The sequence below is a fragment of the Caldimonas brevitalea genome, assembly GCF_001017435.1.
Classification (GTDB): Bacteria; Pseudomonadota; Gammaproteobacteria; order Burkholderiales; family Burkholderiaceae_C; genus Caldimonas; species Caldimonas brevitalea.
Genome location: NZ_CP011371.1, coordinates 487,613 through 506,528 on the forward strand (window position 1 = coordinate 487,613; position 18,916 = coordinate 506,528).

General features: G+C 67.4%; 17 protein-coding genes. 7 read left to right on the forward strand and 10 right to left on the reverse strand.

Annotated elements, in window-relative coordinates:
- Nucleotides 1-146: 146 nt before the first annotated feature.
- The 3 genes from AAW51_RS02145 to AAW51_RS02155 all read left to right on the forward strand — a co-directional run bounded on the left by AAW51_RS02145 (nt 147) and on the right by AAW51_RS02155 (nt 2,725).
- On the forward strand, nt 147-962 hold the full coding sequence (locus AAW51_RS02145) for a crotonase/enoyl-CoA hydratase family protein (protein WP_047193301.1): 816 nt from the start codon (nt 147-149) through the stop codon (nt 960-962).
- Nucleotides 963-1,146: 184 nt separating this feature from the next.
- Nucleotides 1,147-1,683: a hypothetical protein gene (locus tag AAW51_RS02150; protein WP_047193302.1), complete on the forward strand. Its 537-nt coding sequence runs from the start codon at nt 1,147-1,149 to the stop codon at nt 1,681-1,683.
- Nucleotides 1,684-1,936: 253 nt separating this feature from the next.
- The gene (locus tag AAW51_RS02155; RefSeq protein ID WP_047193303.1) at nt 1,937-2,725 is read left to right on the forward strand and encodes a crotonase/enoyl-CoA hydratase family protein; all 789 of its coding nucleotides are present in this window, start codon (nt 1,937-1,939) and stop codon (nt 2,723-2,725) included.
- Between the two features lie 35 nt (nt 2,726-2,760).
- On the opposite strand, the gene AAW51_RS02160 is transcribed toward AAW51_RS02155, so the two are convergent.
- The gene (locus AAW51_RS02160; protein ID WP_047193304.1) at nt 2,761-3,630 is read right to left on the reverse strand and encodes a helix-turn-helix domain-containing protein; all 870 of its coding nucleotides are present in this window, start codon (nt 3,628-3,630) and stop codon (nt 2,761-2,763) included.
- Between the two features lie 159 nt (nt 3,631-3,789).
- On the opposite strand from AAW51_RS02160, the gene AAW51_RS02165 reads away from it, so the two are divergent.
- The gene (locus tag AAW51_RS02165; RefSeq protein WP_047193305.1) at nt 3,790-4,722 is read left to right on the forward strand and encodes an oxidoreductase; all 933 of its coding nucleotides are present in this window, start codon (nt 3,790-3,792) and stop codon (nt 4,720-4,722) included.
- Nucleotides 4,723-5,071: 349 nt separating this feature from the next.
- On the opposite strand, the gene cueR is transcribed toward AAW51_RS02165, so the two are convergent.
- From cueR to AAW51_RS27760, 9 genes are all read right to left on the reverse strand, one after another.
- Complete coding sequence (gene cueR / locus AAW51_RS02170) at nt 5,072-5,488, reverse strand: Cu(I)-responsive transcriptional regulator (protein WP_047193306.1); 417 nt, start codon at nt 5,486-5,488, stop codon at nt 5,072-5,074.
- Nucleotides 5,485-7,908 (reverse strand): heavy metal translocating P-type ATPase, encoded by a 2,424-nt coding sequence (locus AAW51_RS02175; RefSeq protein ID WP_047193307.1) that lies wholly within the window; start codon nt 7,906-7,908, stop codon nt 5,485-5,487. The genes cueR and AAW51_RS02175 overlap by 4 nt, the downstream gene beginning before the upstream one ends.
- A gap of 157 nt (nt 7,909-8,065) precedes the next feature.
- Nucleotides 8,066-8,209: a hypothetical protein gene (locus AAW51_RS29655; RefSeq protein WP_157359571.1), complete on the reverse strand. Its 144-nt coding sequence runs from the start codon at nt 8,207-8,209 to the stop codon at nt 8,066-8,068.
- 171 nt (nt 8,210-8,380) lie between these two features.
- Nucleotides 8,381-10,552, reverse strand: a complete 2,172-nt coding sequence (locus AAW51_RS02185) for a copper-transporting P-type ATPase (protein WP_047193309.1) — start codon at nt 10,550-10,552, stop codon at nt 8,381-8,383.
- Nucleotides 10,553-10,729: 177 nt separating this feature from the next.
- Nucleotides 10,730-10,987: a heavy-metal-associated domain-containing protein gene (locus AAW51_RS02190; RefSeq protein WP_047197295.1), complete on the reverse strand. Its 258-nt coding sequence runs from the start codon at nt 10,985-10,987 to the stop codon at nt 10,730-10,732.
- Nucleotides 10,988-11,175: 188 nt separating this feature from the next.
- Nucleotides 11,176-11,526 (reverse strand): copper-binding protein, encoded by a 351-nt coding sequence (locus tag AAW51_RS02195; RefSeq protein ID WP_047193310.1) that lies wholly within the window; start codon nt 11,524-11,526, stop codon nt 11,176-11,178.
- 88 nt (nt 11,527-11,614) lie between these two features.
- Complete coding sequence (locus AAW51_RS02200) at nt 11,615-13,033, reverse strand: multicopper oxidase family protein (protein WP_047193311.1); 1,419 nt, start codon at nt 13,031-13,033, stop codon at nt 11,615-11,617.
- 22 nt (nt 13,034-13,055) lie between these two features.
- Nucleotides 13,056-14,498: a TolC family protein gene (locus AAW51_RS02205; protein ID WP_047193312.1), complete on the reverse strand. Its 1,443-nt coding sequence runs from the start codon at nt 14,496-14,498 to the stop codon at nt 13,056-13,058.
- Between the two features lie 10 nt (nt 14,499-14,508).
- Nucleotides 14,509-14,967: a hypothetical protein gene (locus tag AAW51_RS27760; RefSeq protein WP_157359573.1), complete on the reverse strand. Its 459-nt coding sequence runs from the start codon at nt 14,965-14,967 to the stop codon at nt 14,509-14,511.
- Nucleotides 14,968-15,131: 164 nt separating this feature from the next.
- Between AAW51_RS27760 and AAW51_RS29660 the strand changes: the two genes are divergently transcribed.
- The 3 genes from AAW51_RS29660 (at nt 15,132) to AAW51_RS02220 (ending at nt 18,462) form a co-directional block, all read left to right on the forward strand.
- Nucleotides 15,132-15,272 (forward strand): hypothetical protein, encoded by a 141-nt coding sequence (locus AAW51_RS29660; protein ID WP_157359574.1) that lies wholly within the window; start codon nt 15,132-15,134, stop codon nt 15,270-15,272.
- Nucleotides 15,273-15,352: 80 nt separating this feature from the next.
- Nucleotides 15,353-15,601, forward strand: a complete 249-nt coding sequence (locus AAW51_RS29665; protein ID WP_157359575.1) for a hypothetical protein — start codon at nt 15,353-15,355, stop codon at nt 15,599-15,601.
- Between the two features lie 170 nt (nt 15,602-15,771).
- A complete protein-coding gene (locus AAW51_RS02220; RefSeq protein ID WP_047193314.1) occupies nt 15,772-18,462 on the forward strand; it encodes a PAS domain S-box protein in 2,691 nt (896 codons plus the stop codon).
- The last annotated feature ends 454 nt before the right edge of the window (nt 18,463-18,916 follow it).

An 18,916-nucleotide genomic window follows, 5' to 3' on the forward strand; every position in this document is an offset into this window, starting at 1 on the left:
CGGGCGAGCCGTACAGATTAGCCGCTGGTCGCTCGCCATGCTGTCGCGCGTGTGGCAGCGCGGGGGCCGGCCTTGCCCGACGATGACCGATCCATTCCGCACGCCGCCAGCGTCTTCGGGTTTCCCCTGACTCAGTCCTTCCACCCATGCAACTCGACGCCACATCTCCTCCTCCCCACGGCTGCATCACCACGCAGGTGGTCGGCCACGTGCTGCTGATCGGCATCAACCGTCCGGCCAAGCGCAATGGCTGGACACCCGAGATGTTCCGCCAGCTCGGCGAGGCCTACACCCGGCTGGACGACGACCCCGAGCTGCGGGTGGGCGTGCTGCATGCGTTCGGCGAGCATTTCACCGCCGGCCTCGACATGCCTGCAGTGCAGGCGCATCTCGAGCGCGGCCAGCGGCTCATCCCACCAGGGCTGGTCGAGCCGCACGATATCGGCCTGCCCGGCTACCGTCGCCGCACCAAACCCGTGATCGCCGCCGTGAAAGGCATTTGCTTCACGGTCGGCATCGAGCTGATGCTGGGGGCCGACATCGTGGTGGCCGGCGAGGACTGCCGCTTCAGCCAGAAGGAAGTGCAGCGCGGGCTGATGCCGGGCGGCGGGGCGACCTTGCGCATGTCGGAGCGCGCGGGCCTGGGGAACGCCATGCTCTACCTGCTGACCGGCGACGAGTTCGACGCCGCCACGGCCTATCGCCTCAACTTCGTGCAGAAGCTGGTGCCCAACGACCAGGTGCTCGACGAAGCCGTGGCCATCGCGCAGCGTATCGCCGAGCAGGCGCCGCTGGCGGTGACCGCCACGCGGCTCAACGCCATCAAGGCCGTGGAAGAAGGGCCGGCCGCCGCGGTGGCCGATTTTCCGGCCATCACGCAGCGTATCTTCGCGAGCGAAGACTGGGCCGAAGGGGTGCGCTCGTTCGTCGAGAAGCGGGCGGCCCGGTTCAAGGGGCGGTGAGCGGGGTGCCCGCTGCGTACGGCTCGGTTGGTCTGGCTTTCGCTGCAACAGGCTTTCGCGCTGCGATTGGCCAGCAAGTCGGAACACCCGTGCGGCGGGCACAGCCGAGCTTCGCGGAAATGACGGCAATCACCGAAATGAGCGGCTCGCGAGAGCGACGCTCGTCCATTCGCTGGGTCAGGATATGCAGCGCATTCTTATTGGCATAGTTGAGTATGCGCTCGGCTTTTTGGCGCTGGCTCTGTTTGGCGCATACGCTCTCGCAAGTGGCACCCCTACTCCGCAGCGATGGATCGCCGCATTCAAGATCGCGTCTTGTGTGGCCATCGCCGAGCTGGTCGTACTGGCCGCCAGAAGATCGCCCGCCAACCGCCTCATCATCGGTGCAAACCTCTGGTTGCTGATCGGTGGGACAGCTGCGTTTCTGGAGCAATGGTGGGTTCTTCAAGCTTATGAACGCTTCGGCGAAGCAAGTTTGTTCGTCGCCATCCTCCTGGTCGGGCTGTTCACCACACTGGTATCCCGAGCGGGGTTTGTCGCAGCAGAGGGAGAAAGACAGCGGGTCCTGCTTGCATCTGGTGCCATGCTGCTGGCTGTCATTGGCGCTCTCGTCGTGGCCGTTGTCTACCGGGGCAACATCAAGCTGGCCGCTGTGTTCCCGGTCATCGGCCTGTCTTGGCTGAACCGGGCACTGCGCGCTGTGGTGTCACGGGTTGTCTAATGCTTTGTGTCGCCACCCTTCTCGCGTCAACTCCTTGAGGCGCTAGCCCCACGCGATCACGCCCCTGGCTTGATGCTGCCAAGAGTACTCGTCTCAGCACGGTACAGAAGCTGGAATTCCCGTCTCCTGTGACATCGCCGTTGCGCCTTGCCCGAGCGCAGCAGGCCAAGAGGAGGCTGCAGCATAGACGCCTGCAAACCGAAGGTTGCAGCCGTCACGCAAAGTATCGAATTGGAATCGGTACCATTGCGCGATGAATTCTGAACTCATCACCTACGAACTTGAGGGCCCGGTGGCCTTGATCGGTCTCAACCGGCCTGACAAGCGCAACGCGATCAACGAGGCGGTCATCGATGCGCTGCGCGCCGCCGTACAGCGTGCCGGCGAAGAGGCTGACGTCGGCGTGCTGTTTGGACACGGAAGCGTGTTTTGCGCCGGGCTAGACCTTGCCGAAGCGATCGAACGCCTGACAGGGCAGTTCGAGCAGCCTCGCAAGCCCAGGCGGCACTCGTGGCACTTGGTGTTCGACATGATCGAGCGCGGCCCTATCCCGTGGGTCGCGGCACTGCATGGCGCCGTGATCGGCGGCGGGCTGGAACTGGCCGCTGCAACACATGTTCGTGTTGCCGACGAGTCTGCGTTCTTTGGCCTGCCAGAGGCGCGGCGAGGCATCTTCGTGGGCGGCGGCGGCACCGTGCGCGTGCAACGCATCATCGGCTACACGGTGATGGCCGACATGATGCTGACCGGACGCCTGCTCAACGCGACCGAAGGTGAGCGCGAACACATCGTGCGCTACGTGGTGCCGAAAGGCCAGGCACTGGCCCATGCCAAAAGCCTGGCGGCCAAGATTGCGCAGAACACGCCCGACGCCAACTGGCGTATCACCAACGTGCTGCCCCGGATCAATGATCTTTCCCACGACGACGGGCTCTTCATGGAAGACCTCAACTCGAACACGCAGCGTTCACCGGAGGCGGTCCAACGGCTGCGCGAGTTTGTCGAAGGTCGGGCCGCACCGCTGATGGCACGCGACAAGTAGTCGAGGTTGCCTCAGTGAGACCCGCTGTGTCGGGCTCATGACCAGATGCGGTAGGCCCAAAAGCTTTCGTCTTCTTCCACCTTGCGGGCCAGCTCGGTCGGGCTGTGCCCCGTAAGCTCGCGCATGTCACGACACAGGTGAGCCTGGTCGGCGTAGCCGCTTTGCACGGCGACGTCTGCCCATGAAAGGTCTCCCGTTCGCATGCGTGCACGCGCCTCGACTAACGATAGTTCGACCCGGTTCACGCGGCGCAGTCGGCGTAGCGGTTGCCCTGTCCAGGCCTTGATGCGCCGCTCGATGTTGCGGGCACTTTGGCCCCAGGCCACTGCAACCGCCCGTGCACTCAAGGCCCGCACCCAATCGCCGAGCGCGCTCGCGTGCGTCTCGCCGTTGGCATGAACCGCCTGCCAACGCGGTTCGAGAAACCGCTCGATCAGCGCCACGCGCGCGTCGTCATCGGCCGCGCTCAGAACCTGCTGCGACAAGGCCAACCACGGTGCGTCGAGCACGTCGGCCAGCGGGGCGAAGCGGTCGACATAGTCCGAAACCTTGAGGCCGGTGAGCGCGTGCAAGGCCTGGGGATACAGCACCAGCGTGAACCCGGACATCGGACCCGCGTGGCGGACCCCCACGGGATGGGACCTCGGTCCGCCAAACAGTTCTCGCGCCAGCGTGTGGCCCGCCCAAACGTCCGACGCCGGCTCGATCAACTCGGGCTCGTCCTGGATGAACCAGGTGATGCTGCAATAGGTGTGGGCGGGAAAGCGATTGATGCGCTGCGCAGGCGGCAACAGCGGGCAATCCAAAGTGCTGCGCGTGATGTACGCGCGCACACACGAGGCCAACGGCACACACGGCACGAGCCAGCGCGCGGTCGGTGCCGCGGCGAGCGGACGGTGGGCCATGGCGGGGTTCCGTGACAGCGGGAGCCTTCATCGTACCGGAACGACATGCCATGTTGACCTTGCCGCCGTTTTGTCGGAAATGTTCAAGACCTTGCACGTGATGCCGCGCACAGTGGTCCTCACCCCGCGAGGCGCTGCCGCCCGCATTGGACACTCCTCATGACAAGACCTTGGACGTATCGCGATATTCCCGACCTGACCGGCAAGTTGGCGCTGGTCACAGGCGCCAACAGTGGCTTGGGCCTGCACACCACACGCGGGCTCGCCGCACGTGGCGCCACGGTGGTGATGGCCTGCCGCGACGCGGCGAAAGCGCAGGCCGCGATGCAACAGATCTGCGCAGAGGTCCCCGGTGCACAGCTGGAGATGTTGGCCCTCGATCTGGCCGATCTGGCCTCGGTACGTCGCTGCGCTGACAGCGTGATCCAGCGGCATGATCGCCTCGATCTGTTGTGCAACAACGCCGGCGTCATGGCGCTGCCCCGGCGTGTGACCTGCGATGGCTTCGAGATGCAGGTTGGCACCAACCATCTGGGTCACTTCGCGTTGACGGGGCTGTTGCTGCCGCTGCTGAAACGATCTCCCGCCGCACGCGTCGTGACCGTCAGCAGTCTGGCTTACCTGATCGGGCGCATCCGCTTCGATGATTTCGGTGGGGCGCGGTTCTACGCCAAGTGGCCGGCCTATGCGCAAAGCAAGCTCGCCAATCTGATGTTCGCCCTCGAGCTCGCCCGGCGCCTGCCAGGGTCGAGCGGCAACGTCATCAGCACAGCCGCCCACCCGGGCTATGCGGCCACTCATCTGCAAATGGTCGGGCCGCAAATGGAGAACTCGGCCGTGGGCAAGCTGCTGATGACACTCAGCAACGCCTTGTTTGCGCAGCCCGCGGAGATGGGTGCCTTGCCGACGCTCTTTGCAGCGACGGCGCCAGGCGTGGGCAACGGCGCGTTCTTCGGCCCCAACGGTTTTCTTCGCCTCAGGGGCGCACCCACGAGCAACCCACCGAGCCGGCGTGCCCGGGACCCCGCGGTGGCCGAACGCCTTTGGACCCTGTCGGAGCGTTTGACGGGGGTGTCGTATCTGTCTGCCTGAACATCGACCGCGAGACCGGAATGTGGATTGTCACTTCCGGCCGGCATTTATCCGACGCGCCTCGACACGGTGTCGGCGAAGCTGTCTGAGCCAGACCGACAGGTGTTGCCGGGTTCAAGTGCGTTCGAACGGACGCAGACCAGGTCTCCGTTGTCACGGGAATGTACGGTTCAGTGAGCTTCTCGCTGAACGAGAAGGGCAACCGCCCCGACTTGCCATGCTCCCGTTCCGCTTTGGCCCTCTCGAGGGCTTGCTCATGGGGCATCTTCATCATCATCACGCCATGCGCGCGCCGAACAGCTTGCAGACACCCCCGGCTTTGCCTCGCGCACCCGAAGATCGCACCGCCTCAATCGGCCAGCTCGTCGAGGATCGGGCAGTCCGGGCGGTGGTCGCCCTGGCAGCAGGCGGCCAGGCGCTCCAGCGTGCGCTTCATCGCGTCCATTTCTTTCATACGCCGGTCGAGATCGGCGACGTGCGCCAAAGCGATGCGCTTGACGTTGGCGCTGGCGCGTCGCCGGTCTTGCCACAGCTTGAGCAACTCGGCGATCTCCGCCATGCTGAAGCCAAGATCCCGGGCGCGGCGGATGAAGCGCAGCGTGTGCACCTCCTTGTCGGTGTACTGCCGGTAGCCAGCGTCGGTGCGCCCGACCTTGGGCAACAGGCCCAGCGATTCGTAGTGCCGCACCATCTTGGCGGACACCCCCGAGCGGCTGGCCGCCTCGCCGATGTTGAACGGCCCCGAGGGCAAGGACACCTCGTTCATTGTTCGCTTCCTTTCCAGCGCCGCAACATCAGCGCATTGGTGACCACGCTCACGCTGCTGAAAGCCATCGCAGCGCCGGCGATGACGGGACTGAGCAGGCCGAAGGCCGCCAGCGGGATGCCGACCACGTTGTAGACAAAGGCCCAGAACAGGTTCTGGCGGATCTTGGCGTAACTGCGCCGTGAGATGTCGATCGCGTCGGCGACCAGCGCCGGGTTGCCGCGCATCAGCGTGACGCCCGCGGCGTGCATCGCCACGTCCGTGCCGGTCGACATCGCAATGCCGACATCGGCCGCGGCCAGTGCCGGGGCGTCGTTGATGCCGTCGCCCACCATGGCGACGCGCTGTCCGCCCTGCTTCAGGCGGGCCACGATGTTGGCCTTGTCCTCCGGCAGCACCTCTGCCTCGATCCGGTCGATGCCCAACTGCTCGCCGGCCACGCGCGCGCTGCCGTGGTTGTCGCCGGTCACGAGCACGGTGGTGATGCCCAGCCGGTGCAGGCGCCGAACCGCGTCGGCAGCGGTGGCCTTGACCGCATCGCCGAAGGCCAGCAAGCCGATCAAGCGCGGCTGCGCGGCCCCCACATCGGCCAGCCAGGACACCGTGCGACCCTGCGACTGGAGCTGCTCGGCACGCGCGCTCAGTGGCGAGAGGTCGACCTTCAGTTCTTGCATGAAGCGGCTGCTGCCCAGGCGCAGCGAGCGCCCGAGCACGACAGCCGCCATCCCGCGGCCGGCCACCGCCCGGACCTCGCTCGCCGGTGGCACGTCGACCCGGTGGCGCTGGGCCGCGTCCATGACGGCGCGGGCCAGGGGATGCTCGCTGTTGGCCTGGATCGCCGCGCTCGCTCCCAGCAGTGCGCCGTGGTGCCCATCGGCCGCCTCGAAGGCGACCAACTCCGGTTTGCCTTCGGTCAGCGTGCCGGTCTTGTCGAAGGCCACCACCTTGACAGCGTGCGCCACCTCCAGAGCCTCGGCGTCCTTGATCAGGATGCCGCGCCGTGCCGCCACGCCGGTACCGGCCATGATGGCGGTCGGCGTGGCCAGGCCCAAGGCGCAGGGGCAGGCGATCACCAGCACGGCCACCGCGTTCAGGATGGCGGCCTCCCAGTCGCCCGTGCCTGCGCCCCAGCCGAGCAAGGTCAGCGCGGCAATGGCGATGACCACCGGGACAAACACGGCACTCACTCGGTCCACCAGGCGCTGGATCGGCGCTTTTTTGGCTTGGGCCGACTCCACCAGACGCACGATCCGGGACAGCGTCGATTCCGCGCCGACCGCCGTCGTACGCACCACCAGCAGGCCCTCGGCGTTCACCGAGCCCCCCGTGACCGGATCGCCGAGGTGCTTGGCGACCGGCAAGCTCTCGCCGGTGATGAGCGACTCGTCGATCTGGCTGGCACCTTCCACCACCTCACCGTCCACGGGCACCCGCTCGCCGGGCCGGATCACCACCAGGTCGCCCGGCCGGACCTCGCCCACCGGTACATCGGCGTCCACCCCTCGGCGGCGCACCCGGGCGCGCTCCGGGCGCAAGGCGTTCAACGCCCGGATCGCTTCGGTGGTCTGCCGCTTGGCGCGAGCCTCCAGCCATTTGCCGAGCAGCACCAAGGTGATGACGACGGCGGAGGCTTCGAAATACAGGTGCGGCATGCCGTGGTCGCCGTGCACCATCAACTGGTACACGCTCAAGCCATACCCGGCACTGGTGCCCAGCGCCACCAGCAGGTCCATGTTGCCTGCGCCCGCCCGCAGCGCCTTCCAGCCAGCCCGGTAGAACCGGGCACCGAGCCAGAACTGCACTGGGGTGGCCAGCGCCCATTGGACCCACCCGGACAGCATCCAGTCCGAGCCCCACAGTGCCCCGAACATCGGCAGCACGAGGGGCAGCGACAGCGCCGCCGCCAGCGCGATGGGCCACCAGTCCGCACCCCGCTGAACCGTCGTAGTGGCCGACGCCTGCCCGGCCATCGCTGCGACCGGTGCCGCGGCATATCCGGCCTTCTCGACGGCGGCGACGAGCGAGGTGCTGTCCGCCTCGCGGCTGGCCACGCGCACCAGCGCCCGCTCGGTGGCCAGGTTCACCTCGGCTGTCACCACCCCTGGGACACGGCGGAGCGCCTTTTCAACCCGCCCGACACAGGAGGCACAGGTCATGCCCTCGATCTGCAGCTCCACCGTCTGCTCGGCGAGCTTGTAGCCGGCCTTTTCGACCGCGGACCGCAAACTGTCCAGCCCCACGTTCGTGTCGGCCTCCACGGTGGCGGCTTCGGTGGCCAGGTTGACGCTGGCGTCCTTCACCCCCGGCACGGCGGCCAGGGACTTTTCGACGCGGGCGACGCAGGAGGCGCAGGTCATGCCTTCCACCGGAAATGACCAGCGGCGGGACGATGGCGGAACATGGGTGGCAAGTGTGCTCATGGCAATCCTTCGCTGCCGGGACATCTCCGGCTTGCAGGAAGTTTCAAGCTTCCCACCATGGGAGAGTCAAGTGCCTGCGTGGAGAAATTCCTTTGCCCGTCCCGGGGAGCCGACTTGTCCTCTCCGGAGGCCGGCTGTGCGCCGAACGGGCGACCCGCTATCGCTGACACAGTCGCACCTCTGCCCCGCTTCGGTGGATGTATTCCTTACGTTCCAGCGAGGCCAGCGCCCGGTAGAGCGCCTCGTGCGTGAGCCCGACGTCCTCGGCCAGGTGCTTGAGCGTGCCCTGGCGTTCCCACAAGCCCTTCGCGTCGCTCGTCAGAGGCAGGTACTGCAGGAGATTGCAATCATAACGATGGAGGCCACATTAGGGACGATGTGAAGCGATTGCCTCACCTCCCTGCACCATGAAACCTCACCTGCGGCGGGCCGGGGCGGTGCAGCATGGGCCTCTATCGAGGACGGGGCCCGGCTACTCCTCCGCCCGCAAGCGCAGTGCGTTGGCCACCACGCTGAGCGACGAGAGGCTCATCGCCAACGCGGCGATCATCGGCGACAACAGCCAGCCGGTCAGGGGATAGAGCAAGCCCGCGGCGAGCGGCACGCCCAGGGCGTTGTACAGGAACGCGAACACCAAGTTCTGCCGCATGTTGGCCACGGTGCCTTGCGAGATCGCCCGGGCGCGCGCAATGCCGCGCAGGTCGCCCTTGACCAGGGTGACCTGGGCGCTGTTCATCGCCACGTCCGTGCCCGTGCCCATCGCCACGCCCACATCGGCCTTGGCCAGGGCCGGCGCGTCGTTGATGCCATCGCCTGCCATCCCGACCACACGTCCCTGGCGCTGAAAGCGGTCGACGAGCGCCAGCTTGTCGGCGGGCTTGACCTCGCCGTGCACCTCGTCGATGCCGAGCAGCTGGGCGACCGACCGGGCGGTGGTCAGGCCGTCGCCGGTGGCCATCACCACGCGCATCCCGGCCTGGTGCAGGCTCTGGACCGCCTCTGGGGTGCTCTGTTTGATCGGGTCGGAGACGGCCAGGATGCCGAGCAGGTAGCCTTCGCGGGCCAGGAACATGACACTGCTGCCGCGCAGGCGCATCTCTTCAGCGGCCCCGCGCAGCGACGAGACGTCCACACCGTCCTGTTCCATCAGTGCCGTGTTGCCGAGCGCCACCCGCTGTCCCTCGACCCGGCCGTGCACACCGATGCCGGTGGACGACTCGAAGTCGACTGCCGTGGTCAGCACGAGCTTGCGCGCACGTGCCGCGTCAACGATCGCTTGCGCCAGCGGGTGCTCGCTGCCCTGGTCCAGGCTCGCCGCCAGGCGCAGCACCGCATCCTCGGAGTGTCCTGGTGCCGGGACCGCACGGTCGAACGCCGGCTTGCCCTCGGTCAGCGTGCCCGTCTTGTCGACGATCATCGTGTCGACGCGCCGGAAGTGCTCGATCGCTGAGGCGTCACGGAACAGGATGCCCTGGGTCGCCGCCTTGCCGGTGGCCACCATGATGGACATCGGCGTGGCAAGACCCAGGGCGCACGGGCAGGCGATGATCAGCACCGACACCGCGTTGATCAGGCCGTACTGCCAGCCCTGCTCGCCGGCGAGGAAACCCCAGGCGAAGAGCGAGATCAGGGCGATGCCGATGACCACCAGCACGAACCAGCCGGCAACCTGGTCGGCCATGCGCTGCATCGGCGCCTTCGAGCGCTGGGCCTGCGCGACCATCTGCACAATCTGGGACAGCATGGTCTGCGACCCGACCCGCTCCGAACGCATCACGAGCGAGCCGGAGGTGTTGAGGGTGGCGCCGATGACCGTGTCGCCGGGCCGCTTGGTCACCGGAACGGGCTCGCCGGTCAGCATGGCCTCGTCGATGGCGCTCGTGCCTTCGAGCACGACACCGTCGACCGGCACCTTCTCGCCGGGGCGGATGCGCAGGCGATCGCCGACATGGACGTGGGTGAGCGGCACGTCCGCTTCGGTGCCGTCCGGCTCGATCCGCCGGGCGGTCTTGGGCGCCAGGCCGAGTAGCGACTTGATCGCCGCGGAGGTCTGCGAGCGCGCCCGCAGCTCCAGCATCTGCCCCAGCAGGGTCAGCGAGACGATGACCGCGGCTGCCTCGAAGTACACGCCGATGCGCCCGTGGGCCATGAAGCTGGCCGGGAACAGCTGCGGCGCGACGGTGGCGACGACGCTGTAGATGAAGGCAGCTCCCGTGCCGATGCCGATCAACGTCCACATGTTCGGGCTGCGATGCCGGAACGACTGCGCGCAGCGCGCGAAGAATGGCCAGCCGGCCCACAGGACGATCGGCAGCGAGAGCACCAGCTCCAGCCAGCTCTGCTTGAGCGGATCGATCCAGCCCAGCCGGTGCCCGGCCATCGCCAGGACCGTGACCACCGCGGTCAGCGGCAGCGTCCACCAGAAGCGCCGGGAGAAGTCCCGCCGCTCCGAGTTGTCGTCGTCCGCCGTCGCCTCCGGGATCAACGGCTCCAGCGTCATGCCGCACTTGGGGCAGTTGCCGGGCCGGTGCTGCCGCACCTCAGGATGCATCGGGCAGGTGTAGACCACGGCGCCGCCGGGCGCGGCTGGCAAAGGGTGGACGGGGTGTTGAGGGTGATCGTGTCGGTGTTGGTGTTGGTCCATTCTTCTTCTCCGTGACCAGAAAGCCATGTGCTGGGCGAGCGCGGCCAACCCAAGGGGAAGAGCCGGCGGCGGCCTTCAGGGCCGGGCGCGGCTCGAAAAGGCAGTCGTAGCGGCATTCATGCCACCATGCTGCTGGAAGACTTTTCCGCGCCCTTGACCTCGATCAATCCATCAAGCTCAGTGGCAACTGCCGCAGCAGCCCCCGCCGGACTTGCGCGGCGCCCCGGCGCTTGCGGGAGCCTGGACCGGCGTGTAGCCGGCCTCTTCGATGGCCGCCTTGAACTCGGCCTCGTCGGCGGTCTTCGACTCGATCTGCACGCGCTTGTTGCCGAGGTCGACCGCGACCACCGCATCCCGGGCGGTCTGCTTGACCGCCTTGGTGATCGTGCTCACACAGTGGCCACAGGTCATGTCGTTCACTTCAAATTCAATCATCACGGCTTCCTTCATCAGCGGTCCGGGGTATCCGGTGACTGAACTTTGAAGCTTCCCACCATGGCAAAGTCCAGTGGCCCACCGGAAAAACCCTAACCGCGGTCGGGAGCTGAGGCGACGCTTGACCTTCCCACGGGGGCAAGGTGCAGACAGAGCGGCCACCCGAACCAGACCGTGAAGCGCCGGCGTCACTGAACCAGCTGCAGCTCCGTGACCACGAAGGCGCTGTTGGACTTTTCAGCCGCGAAACGCACCTTGTCGCCGACCTTGACCTTGTCCAACAACGACGGGTCCTTCACCTGGAAGACCATCGTCATGCCCGGCATCGACAGGTTCTTGATCTCGCCGTGCTTCAAGGTGAGCTTCTTGTTCGCCGTGTCGACCTTGCGAACCTCGCCCTCGACCAGGTCGGCTGTTGTCGTCGAAGCCGTGGTGGCATGGGTGTGACCGCTGCTGGCGGCCGGTTGCACGGAGAACGCCGCGGTGCTGGCCATCAGCGAGACGGCGGCCAGCAGGGCAAGCAGAGACTTGTTGTTCATGGAAATGCTCCTTCCTGGTTGAGCGGAGGTACGACGGGTACGTGTGGGTGCCGCCGTTGGTTGGGCTGGATCGGACGCAGGGCGGGTGTCAGTGCCCGTGGCCGCCGCCTCGGCCGTTGGGTTTGCGCACGCGCATCTCGACGTGCTGGGCCGGCTTGCGCGCCAGTGCCATCGACTGGCCCCCGGCCGTGAAGGACCGGGCGGGCTCGGGCAGCCTGCCGGTGAACTCGTAGGCCACCTCGCCCGGCGGGTGCTGGTACCAGCCCGGGTCTTTAAAGTCGCCTCGCTTCTGGTTCGCGCGCACCTTCATCACCGTGAACATGCCGCCCATTTCAACCGGGCCGAACGGGCCTTGGCCGGTCATCATCGGCAGCGTGTTGTCGGGGATGGGCATCTCCATCTCGGCCATGTCCGCCATGCCGCGCTCGCCCATCACCATGTAGTCGGGGATCAGCTTTTGGACCTGCTTGGCGATCCCCGTGTGGTCCACCCCGATCATCGTCGGCAGGTCGTGGCCCATCGCGTTCATCGTGTGGTGGCTCTTGTGGCAGTGGAAGGCCCAGTCGCCCGGCTCGTCGGCGAGGAACTCCACCGCCCGCATCTGGCCGACCGCCACGTCGGTCGTCACCTCGTTCCAGCGCGCGCTCTCGCGCGTCCAGCCGCCGTCGGTGCCGGTCACGACGAACTCGTAGCCGTGCAAGTGGATCGGGTGGTTGGTCATCGTCAGGTTGCCGATGCGGATGCGCACCCGTTCGCCCAGTCGCGCCACCATCGAGTCAATGCCGGGGAAGACCCGCGAGTTGAAGGTCCACAGGTTGAAGTCGGTCATCTCGCTCACGCGCGGCGTGAAGCTCCCCGGCTCGATGTCGAACGCGGTGATGATGAAGCCATAGTCGCGGTCGACCGCCATGAACTTCGGATCCTTCGGGTGTGCGATGAACATCCCGTACATGCCCATCGCCATTTGGACCATCTCGTCGGCGTGCGGGTGGTATTTGAAGGTCCCGCTGCGGCGCACGACGAACTCGTAGACGTAGGTCTTGCCCGGCGGGATGTGCGGCTGCGTGAGGCCGCCGACGCCGTCCATGCCGTTGGGCAGGCGCAGGCCGTGCCAATGGACGGTGGTGTGCTCGGGCAGGCGGTTGGTCACGAAGATGCGCACCCGGTCGCCTTCCACCGCTTCGATGGTGGGGCCGGGCGAGGTGCCGTTGTAGCCCCACAGGTGGGCCTTCATGCCGGGCGCAAACTCGCGCACCACCGGCTCGGCCACCAGGTGGAACTCCTTGACGCCGTTGTTCATGCGCCAGGGCAGGCTCCAGCCGTTGAGCGTGACCATGGGGTTGTAGGGCCGCCCGGTGTCGGGCCGCAGCGGCGGTGCGGTCAGCGGACTGGTCTGGAGGACCGGTTCGGGCAAGGCCGCCATCGCGACCTTGCTCACCGTGGAGGCCGCGACCGCGGCACCCGCTGCAGCGGTACCGGTCAGGAAGCGGCGTCGACTGGTTGTCATGGGAGGTACTCCGTCTAGGGGGTCAATGGCCGCCATCGGCGCCGCCGCCGGAGGCCGCAGGGGCCGCCTGCATCGACACGGCGCCGGTGGGTGTGCCGATGAGGGCCGCCTGCAAGGCGGCGTCGGCCAGCCAGAAATCGCGTAGCGCTTCGATCGCCTGTACGACGCTGCCGACTTGCTCACGGGCGTCGGCGAGCAGTTCGAACACGCCGATCAGCATGCCGTTGTAGCGAAGCAGGTTTTCGTCGGCGATCGTCTTGCGCAGCGGCACCACCTCTTCCAGGTAGTGCTTGGCCACGTCGTAAGTGGTGCGGTAGGCGGCGTAGTGCTCGCGCACCTGTGAACTGGCTTCCACGCCGATCTGGGCTGTGCGGTTCAGTGCGGCCATGTAAGTCGCCTGCGAGCGTGCACGGCTGGCGTCGCCGAAGTCGAACATCGGCAGCGGCAGCTCCAGCTCGTAGCCCTTTTGGGGCGGCTCGCCGGTCTCGCTGTTGCGCACGGCGGCGACGTGCAAACCGTTGACGAAACTCGTCACCCGGCTGAGCCCCTGGTCGCGTGCCGTGAACTCCAGGTCGGCGCGCGCGAGGCGGACATCGAGCCGCTGGTCGAGCGCCTGCTGTGCGATGTCGGCTTCCTGCTTCGGCAACTTCGGCAGGTCGGGCAGCCGGTCGGGCAGCGTCAAACGCCGCGCCTGTGCCTCATTCAGCCCGAGCGAGCGCACCAGCGCTTCGCGGCTGCTTTGCGCTACGTGTCGTGCACGGGCCAGCTGCGCGACGGCATCGGCCGCGAACGCTTGTTCACGGGCGCGTTGCAGCCGGTTGAAATTGCCCACCGACTGCATCCTGCGGGCCAGTTCGGCACTGGCATCGGCCGTCTGCTTGACCTGCTCGAAGTACTGCAGCGACTGCTGCGCGGCCACGGCCCGGACCCAGTTCTGCCGCGCGGCGATGGCCGACTGCACCACGTCGCTGGCCAGCCGCAGCTGAATTTGCTGCTGCTGAAAATCCGCCCTGCGCTGCCGCGCGGGCAGCAGCAGGAAGTCGAACACCGAGATGCCGAGCATGCGACCGATGTCGAGCTCGGTCTCCCCACCTTCTCGCCGTACCAGGCGCTCGAAGGTGAAGATCGGGTTGGGCAGCCGGGCGGACTGGGTCGCGCCGGCCGAGGCGGCAGCGCCTTCGAACAGCGCCGCCTGCAGCGCCGGGCTGTGCGCGAGTGCCAGCCGTACCGCAGCGTCGGCCGTGAGCGGCTGGGCGAGCGTCGCATCGACGTCGGCCTGCGCCTGGCGGCGGGCCTCGTCGCTGCTGAGCCACTTCACCTCCGCGCCGAGACGGTCCTGGGTCAGGCGCTGGACGCCCTGGAAATTCTGGTCGATCGCCGTGCTGGCGCAGCCGGCGAGCAGCAGCGCCGCGGTCACCGCGGCCAGGGCGGTGAGCCGAGGGCGTGGTGCAGCCCTGAAGGTCATGCGGGACTCCTCAATGATGTTGCGCAGGGCCGGTGGGTGCCTCGGGCCGCGATGCGGCCGGCGCTGGGGACGGCTTCGGTGCCGTCTTCGGCGGGCGGGTCATCTCGGTCTGACCCAAGGGCTTCTCGGCGTTCGCGGTGCCGGCGCGCGGCGGCGTGGGGCCGGACGAGGGCGGCGCGCCGCCGTGGCCCGCATGCCCGCCACCGGCCTGCTCGCCCACCGCCTCTGCGGCGTAGGTCCGCCAGCCGCCGATGCGACCGACGTGGTCGTTGGCCTCTTTCCAGGGCACCACCTGTTCATCGGCATAACGGCGGTAGCCCTCGAACGCGGAGCGATAGGTGGCGCCGCCCGGCTGCGTGGCGGGCGCCGAAGCTGCGGGGCGCGTCGGGGCGGCGGAGGGTTGGGCGTGCGCGGCCGGCAGGGCCGCGCCGAGCATGCCGGCCAGGCAGGCGGATTTCCAGAGGGACATGAGATCCTCGCGAGACGTGAGGCGGCGGGCGCGCACGAAGCGCGCCTCGACGCCAGCGAAGTCGTCTATGGCGCCGCCTCAGGACGCGGCAAGGCGTCCACCGAGGCGCACCACGGCGGTGTCAGGCGAGGAAGGTTCGGGGTGGCCGCTCAGGGCCGTCGGTCATGAAGACCACAGCGTGCGACTCAGAGGTCGGATGTAGGCTGTCGACCGCGGGCGGCGGATCGATGGCGGTGGCAGATACCGGCAAGGCGGCGGGGGCGCAGCAGAAGGCGCAAACGCTGCACTTCGACGCGGTCGCCTGATGTGGATCGGCATCCGGGTGGGCGTCGGCCGAGGCGAGTTGAGGGGCGTCTGGGGCGGCACGGGTGTCTGCGGTAGGCCCATGCAGGTGCTGCTGGCTGTGGCCGTGCTCGACGTGGCCGTCGGCGGCGTCATGAGGGTCAGCGGCGGTTGCCTGAGAGAAAACAAGCGCCGTGCCGTGGTGCTGCGGCCCGCAGGCGATCATGGTCGCCGCCACCGCTCCCTGGAACGGCAGCGCGACGGCAAGCACCCACAACAAAACGGACCGTACAACACGCCACATGACCGAGAGTCTATGAGATGTTGTCCATTGGCGATATTTCCGATGTGAAATCAGGGGCCGACCGGCTGTGGTAGCCACCTGCGGCACCGAGCGGCAGGCCAGACCTGTCAGCGCGCGCCACCGGCGCTCGGCACAGATGCCAGGCCGCTCCCGGCTATTTCCGGGGAATGGGAGAATCGACGCGCGGTACTCTGACGGGTTCGTCCGATTTGTCCGTCATGCGCTTTTCGCTCAAGTTCAAGATCGCCTGCGCCACCACGCTCCTGGCCGTTGTGCTGGTCGCGCTGGTGGCTGGCCTGCAGCGCATGCGCATGGGCGAGGACTACCTGGCGCTGATCGAACGCGAGCAGGCGTGGCTGACCGCAGCGACGGCCGACGCGCTGGCCGAGAAGATCGAGCTCCAACTGCAGGTGCTGCAGCAGTCGGCCCAGGAACTGGGGCGCCTCGACCTGAACGACCCGCCGGTGTCCCAGGCCGCGTTGACGTCCTTGGCGCCCGCGCGGGCGCTGTTCTTCGGCCTGACCCTGGTGGAGCCCGGCGGCCGCGTGGTGGGGACCTTGCCGTCCAATCCGCAGGCCATCGGGACGAACCTGAGCGACCGGGAGTATTTCCGCATCGCGTTGGACGTTGGTGAGCCGAACATCTCGCCGCCTTTGCGCAGCCGCCTCAGCGGCAAGCCCATGGTGCTGATGGCCGCGCCCATCCTCGGCGCGGACGCCCGCGCCCGCGGCGTTCTGATCGGTGCGCTGGATCTGAACCATCCCAACACACTCGGGGCCTTGAGAGACACCCCGATCGGCAACTCCGGCCATTTTGTCGTGGTGACCCGCGGTGCCGCGCCGGTCTATGTGGCCCACCCCGACCCGTCCAAGGTCCTGCAGCCGTTGATGCCGGAGGACCTGATGCGGGACGACGACCCAGCGGGTCGTCAAGGGCCGGCCGCGATCGTGACGCGCCGCTATTTGCGGACGGTGAACTGGGAACTGCGCGCGGTGCTGCCGCAGGCCGAGGTGCTGGCCCCTCTGACGGTGGCGCAGGAGCGGCTCCTGCGGGACACGGTGTTGCTCGCCGCGGGTTTCGCCGTGCTGGTCTGGGCCGCGACGTTCTGGCTGCTGCGCCCGCTGGGGCGTTTGCAGCGTGCCATCGGTGCGCTGCGACAGGGCGCGGCCTTGCCGCTCGACGCCCCGGTCGCCGAGGACGACGAGATCGGCGACGTCGCTCGCGACTTCGTGGCCCTGATGCAGGAACTGCAGTCGCGGCGTGCGGAACTGGAAGCGGTGAACGATGCCTCCCCGCTGGGGATCTTCCGGTGTGATGCGCAAGGGCGCATCCTGTACGTCAACGACAGCTACCTGCGCATCACGGGTTTGACCGGCACACAGGCCGCTGCCGGCGAGTGGCAGCGCCTGCTGGACCCGGCAGACGCGCGCGAAGCGGTGCAGTCCTGGAACGATTCGGTCCAGTCGGCCGCCGGCCACCGGCGGGTACAGCGGCTGCACCGGTCCGGCGACGGCCGGGCTGTGGTGGTCTCGGTCTATGCGGCGCCGGTCCGAATCGGCGGCGACGTGGCGGGTTTTGTCGGCACGATGGAGGACATCACCGAACAGCGGGCGGTCGAAGCGGCGCTGCAGCAAAGCGAGGCCCGCCTGCGCAGCATCCTGACGCATGCACCCGACGCCTTCGTCAGCATCAATGCGGCCGGCGACGTCATCGAGTGGAACCAGCAGGCCGAGGCCACCTTCGGCCGGAGCCGGGATGAGGTGCTGGGGCGCAACGCGGCGGAATTCCTGATTCCGCCTGCGCTGCATGGCTCGTATGCCAGCGCTCTGCAACGTGTCACGCTGACCGGGCACGGACCGGCCGTCAATCGGCGTATCGAAATGCCCGTCCTGCACCGCGACGGCCGGGAGATCCCGGTCGAGTTGTCCGTCGCTGCCCTCCATGACGGCGAGGCCTACGTCGTCAACGCCTTCCTGCACGACATCACCGAGCGCAAGCGCGCGGAGCGGCAGCTGCGCGAAAGCGAAAACCGGGTGTGGGCGATCGCGGACAACGTGCCGGTGCTCATTTCCTATATGGACGATCAGACGCGAGTGAAGTACGTCAACGCCACGTTTCACGCTTGGACGGGACGCGCGGCGGCCGAGGTCATTGGCAAGCCGCTGGAGCAGGTCATCAGCCGCGGTTTGTACGAGCAATGCCGGCCGGGCCTTCTTGCTGCACTGCGCGGCGAGCGCGTCGAGTTCGAAGGCGTGTCGTCGGCCGGGGGCGTGGAGCGGCACATGCACAATGTCTATGTGCCCGACCTCAGTGCCGACGGGCGGGTGAGGGGCGTGTACGCGCTGACCACCGACGTGACGGGCAGCAAGCAAGTCGAGGCGCAACTGCAGGCCCTGGCCCGGATCGACACGCTCACCGGACTGCCGAACCGGCGGGCTTTCGAGGAGCGCGTGGAGGCAGCCCTTGCCCGCAGCGGCCGGACATGCCGGCCGATGGCCTTGATGTTCATGGACGTCGATCACTTCAAGGAGATCAACGACCGCCTCGGGCATGGCGTCGGCGACGAGGTCTTGAAGGAGTTCGCGGCCCGGGTGTTGCGCTGTGTGCGATCGACCGACACGGTCGCCCGGCTGGCGGGCGACGAGTTCGTGATCATTCTCGAGAATCTCGGCGCCGCTTCCGAAGCCGCGCTGGTGGCACGCAAGATCGGTTTGGCCCTGCGCGGGCCGTTCCTGCTCGATTCTCACCGTCTGGCCGTCACGTCGAGCGTTGGCGTGGCAGTCGTGGATGGCGACGACGTCACGCCGGCCGACTTGGTCAATAAGGCCGACGAGGCCCTGTACGCCGCGAAACGAGCGGGGCGCAACACCTACGAGTTGTTGTCGTTCGTTGGGGCTCGGCAGCGTTGACCGCGGGCCGGTTCTCCGCTTGTTCTGCGTCTGTCCCTTCGCATTTCTACCTTCCAGAGCGGGCGCCATGAGTTCAAGGCGAAGCGTCACCCAGACAATGTAATGTGGAGAGACACGTGCGTTAAACCATTGGCAGCCTTCCCTGTCGGTATACAAGGCGGTATACAAGGACTCCGGGATCGCGACGGCGACACCTTCGAACCCCGGATTGGTGAGGGGTGGCGTGCTTGGGGGGCGGTGTAGTCGAACTGCCTTCATTGGCGCGAGTAGCGAGCTGCCCAAGCCGAGCAGCATCGGCGTGCTGGGTTTGGGAACAACTGAAGTCAGTGCCGTGGCGGATCTGATGCTTGAATGTCCAACGTGCCGGGTGTGACGTGTGGTGTTGGTTTAGCTGACGCTTCACGTCCCCGCAACCTTCTCGTCAAACAGCGCTGCCCGTTGGAGACCTCCTTCA

Excerpts from the sequence above, each read along its gene's own strand:
- AAW51_RS02145 (WP_047193301.1), top strand. The coding sequence starts at position 147 with ATGCAACTCGACGCCACATCTCCTCCTCCCCACGGCTGCATCACCACG.
- AAW51_RS02150 (WP_047193302.1), top strand. The coding sequence starts at position 1,147 with ATGCAGCGCATTCTTATTGGCATAGTTGAGTATGCGCTCGGCTTTTTG.
- AAW51_RS02155 (WP_047193303.1), top strand. The coding sequence starts at position 1,937 with ATGAATTCTGAACTCATCACCTACGAACTTGAGGGCCCGGTGGCCTTG.
- AAW51_RS02160 (WP_047193304.1), bottom strand. The coding sequence starts at position 3,630 with ATGGCCCACCGTCCGCTCGCCGCGGCACCGACCGCGCGCTGGCTCGTG.
- AAW51_RS02165 (WP_047193305.1), top strand. The coding sequence starts at position 3,790 with ATGACAAGACCTTGGACGTATCGCGATATTCCCGACCTGACCGGCAAG.
- cueR (WP_047193306.1), bottom strand. The coding sequence starts at position 5,488 with ATGAACGAGGTGTCCTTGCCCTCGGGGCCGTTCAACATCGGCGAGGCG.
- AAW51_RS02175 (WP_047193307.1), bottom strand. The coding sequence starts at position 7,908 with ATGAGCACACTTGCCACCCATGTTCCGCCATCGTCCCGCCGCTGGTCA.
- AAW51_RS02185 (WP_047193309.1), bottom strand. The coding sequence starts at position 10,552 with ATGGACCAACACCAACACCGACACGATCACCCTCAACACCCCGTCCAC.
- AAW51_RS02190 (WP_047197295.1), bottom strand. The coding sequence starts at position 10,987 with ATGATTGAATTTGAAGTGAACGACATGACCTGTGGCCACTGTGTGAGC.
- AAW51_RS02195 (WP_047193310.1), bottom strand. The coding sequence starts at position 11,526 with ATGAACAACAAGTCTCTGCTTGCCCTGCTGGCCGCCGTCTCGCTGATG.
- AAW51_RS02200 (WP_047193311.1), bottom strand. The coding sequence starts at position 13,033 with ATGACAACCAGTCGACGCCGCTTCCTGACCGGTACCGCTGCAGCGGGT.
- AAW51_RS02205 (WP_047193312.1), bottom strand. The coding sequence starts at position 14,498 with ATGACCTTCAGGGCTGCACCACGCCCTCGGCTCACCGCCCTGGCCGCG.
- AAW51_RS27760 (WP_157359573.1), bottom strand. The coding sequence starts at position 14,967 with ATGTCCCTCTGGAAATCCGCCTGCCTGGCCGGCATGCTCGGCGCGGCC.
- AAW51_RS29660 (WP_157359574.1), top strand. The coding sequence starts at position 15,132 with ATGAAGACCACAGCGTGCGACTCAGAGGTCGGATGTAGGCTGTCGACC.
- AAW51_RS29665 (WP_157359575.1), top strand. The coding sequence starts at position 15,353 with ATGCAGGTGCTGCTGGCTGTGGCCGTGCTCGACGTGGCCGTCGGCGGC.
- AAW51_RS02220 (WP_047193314.1), top strand. The coding sequence starts at position 15,772 with ATGCGCTTTTCGCTCAAGTTCAAGATCGCCTGCGCCACCACGCTCCTG.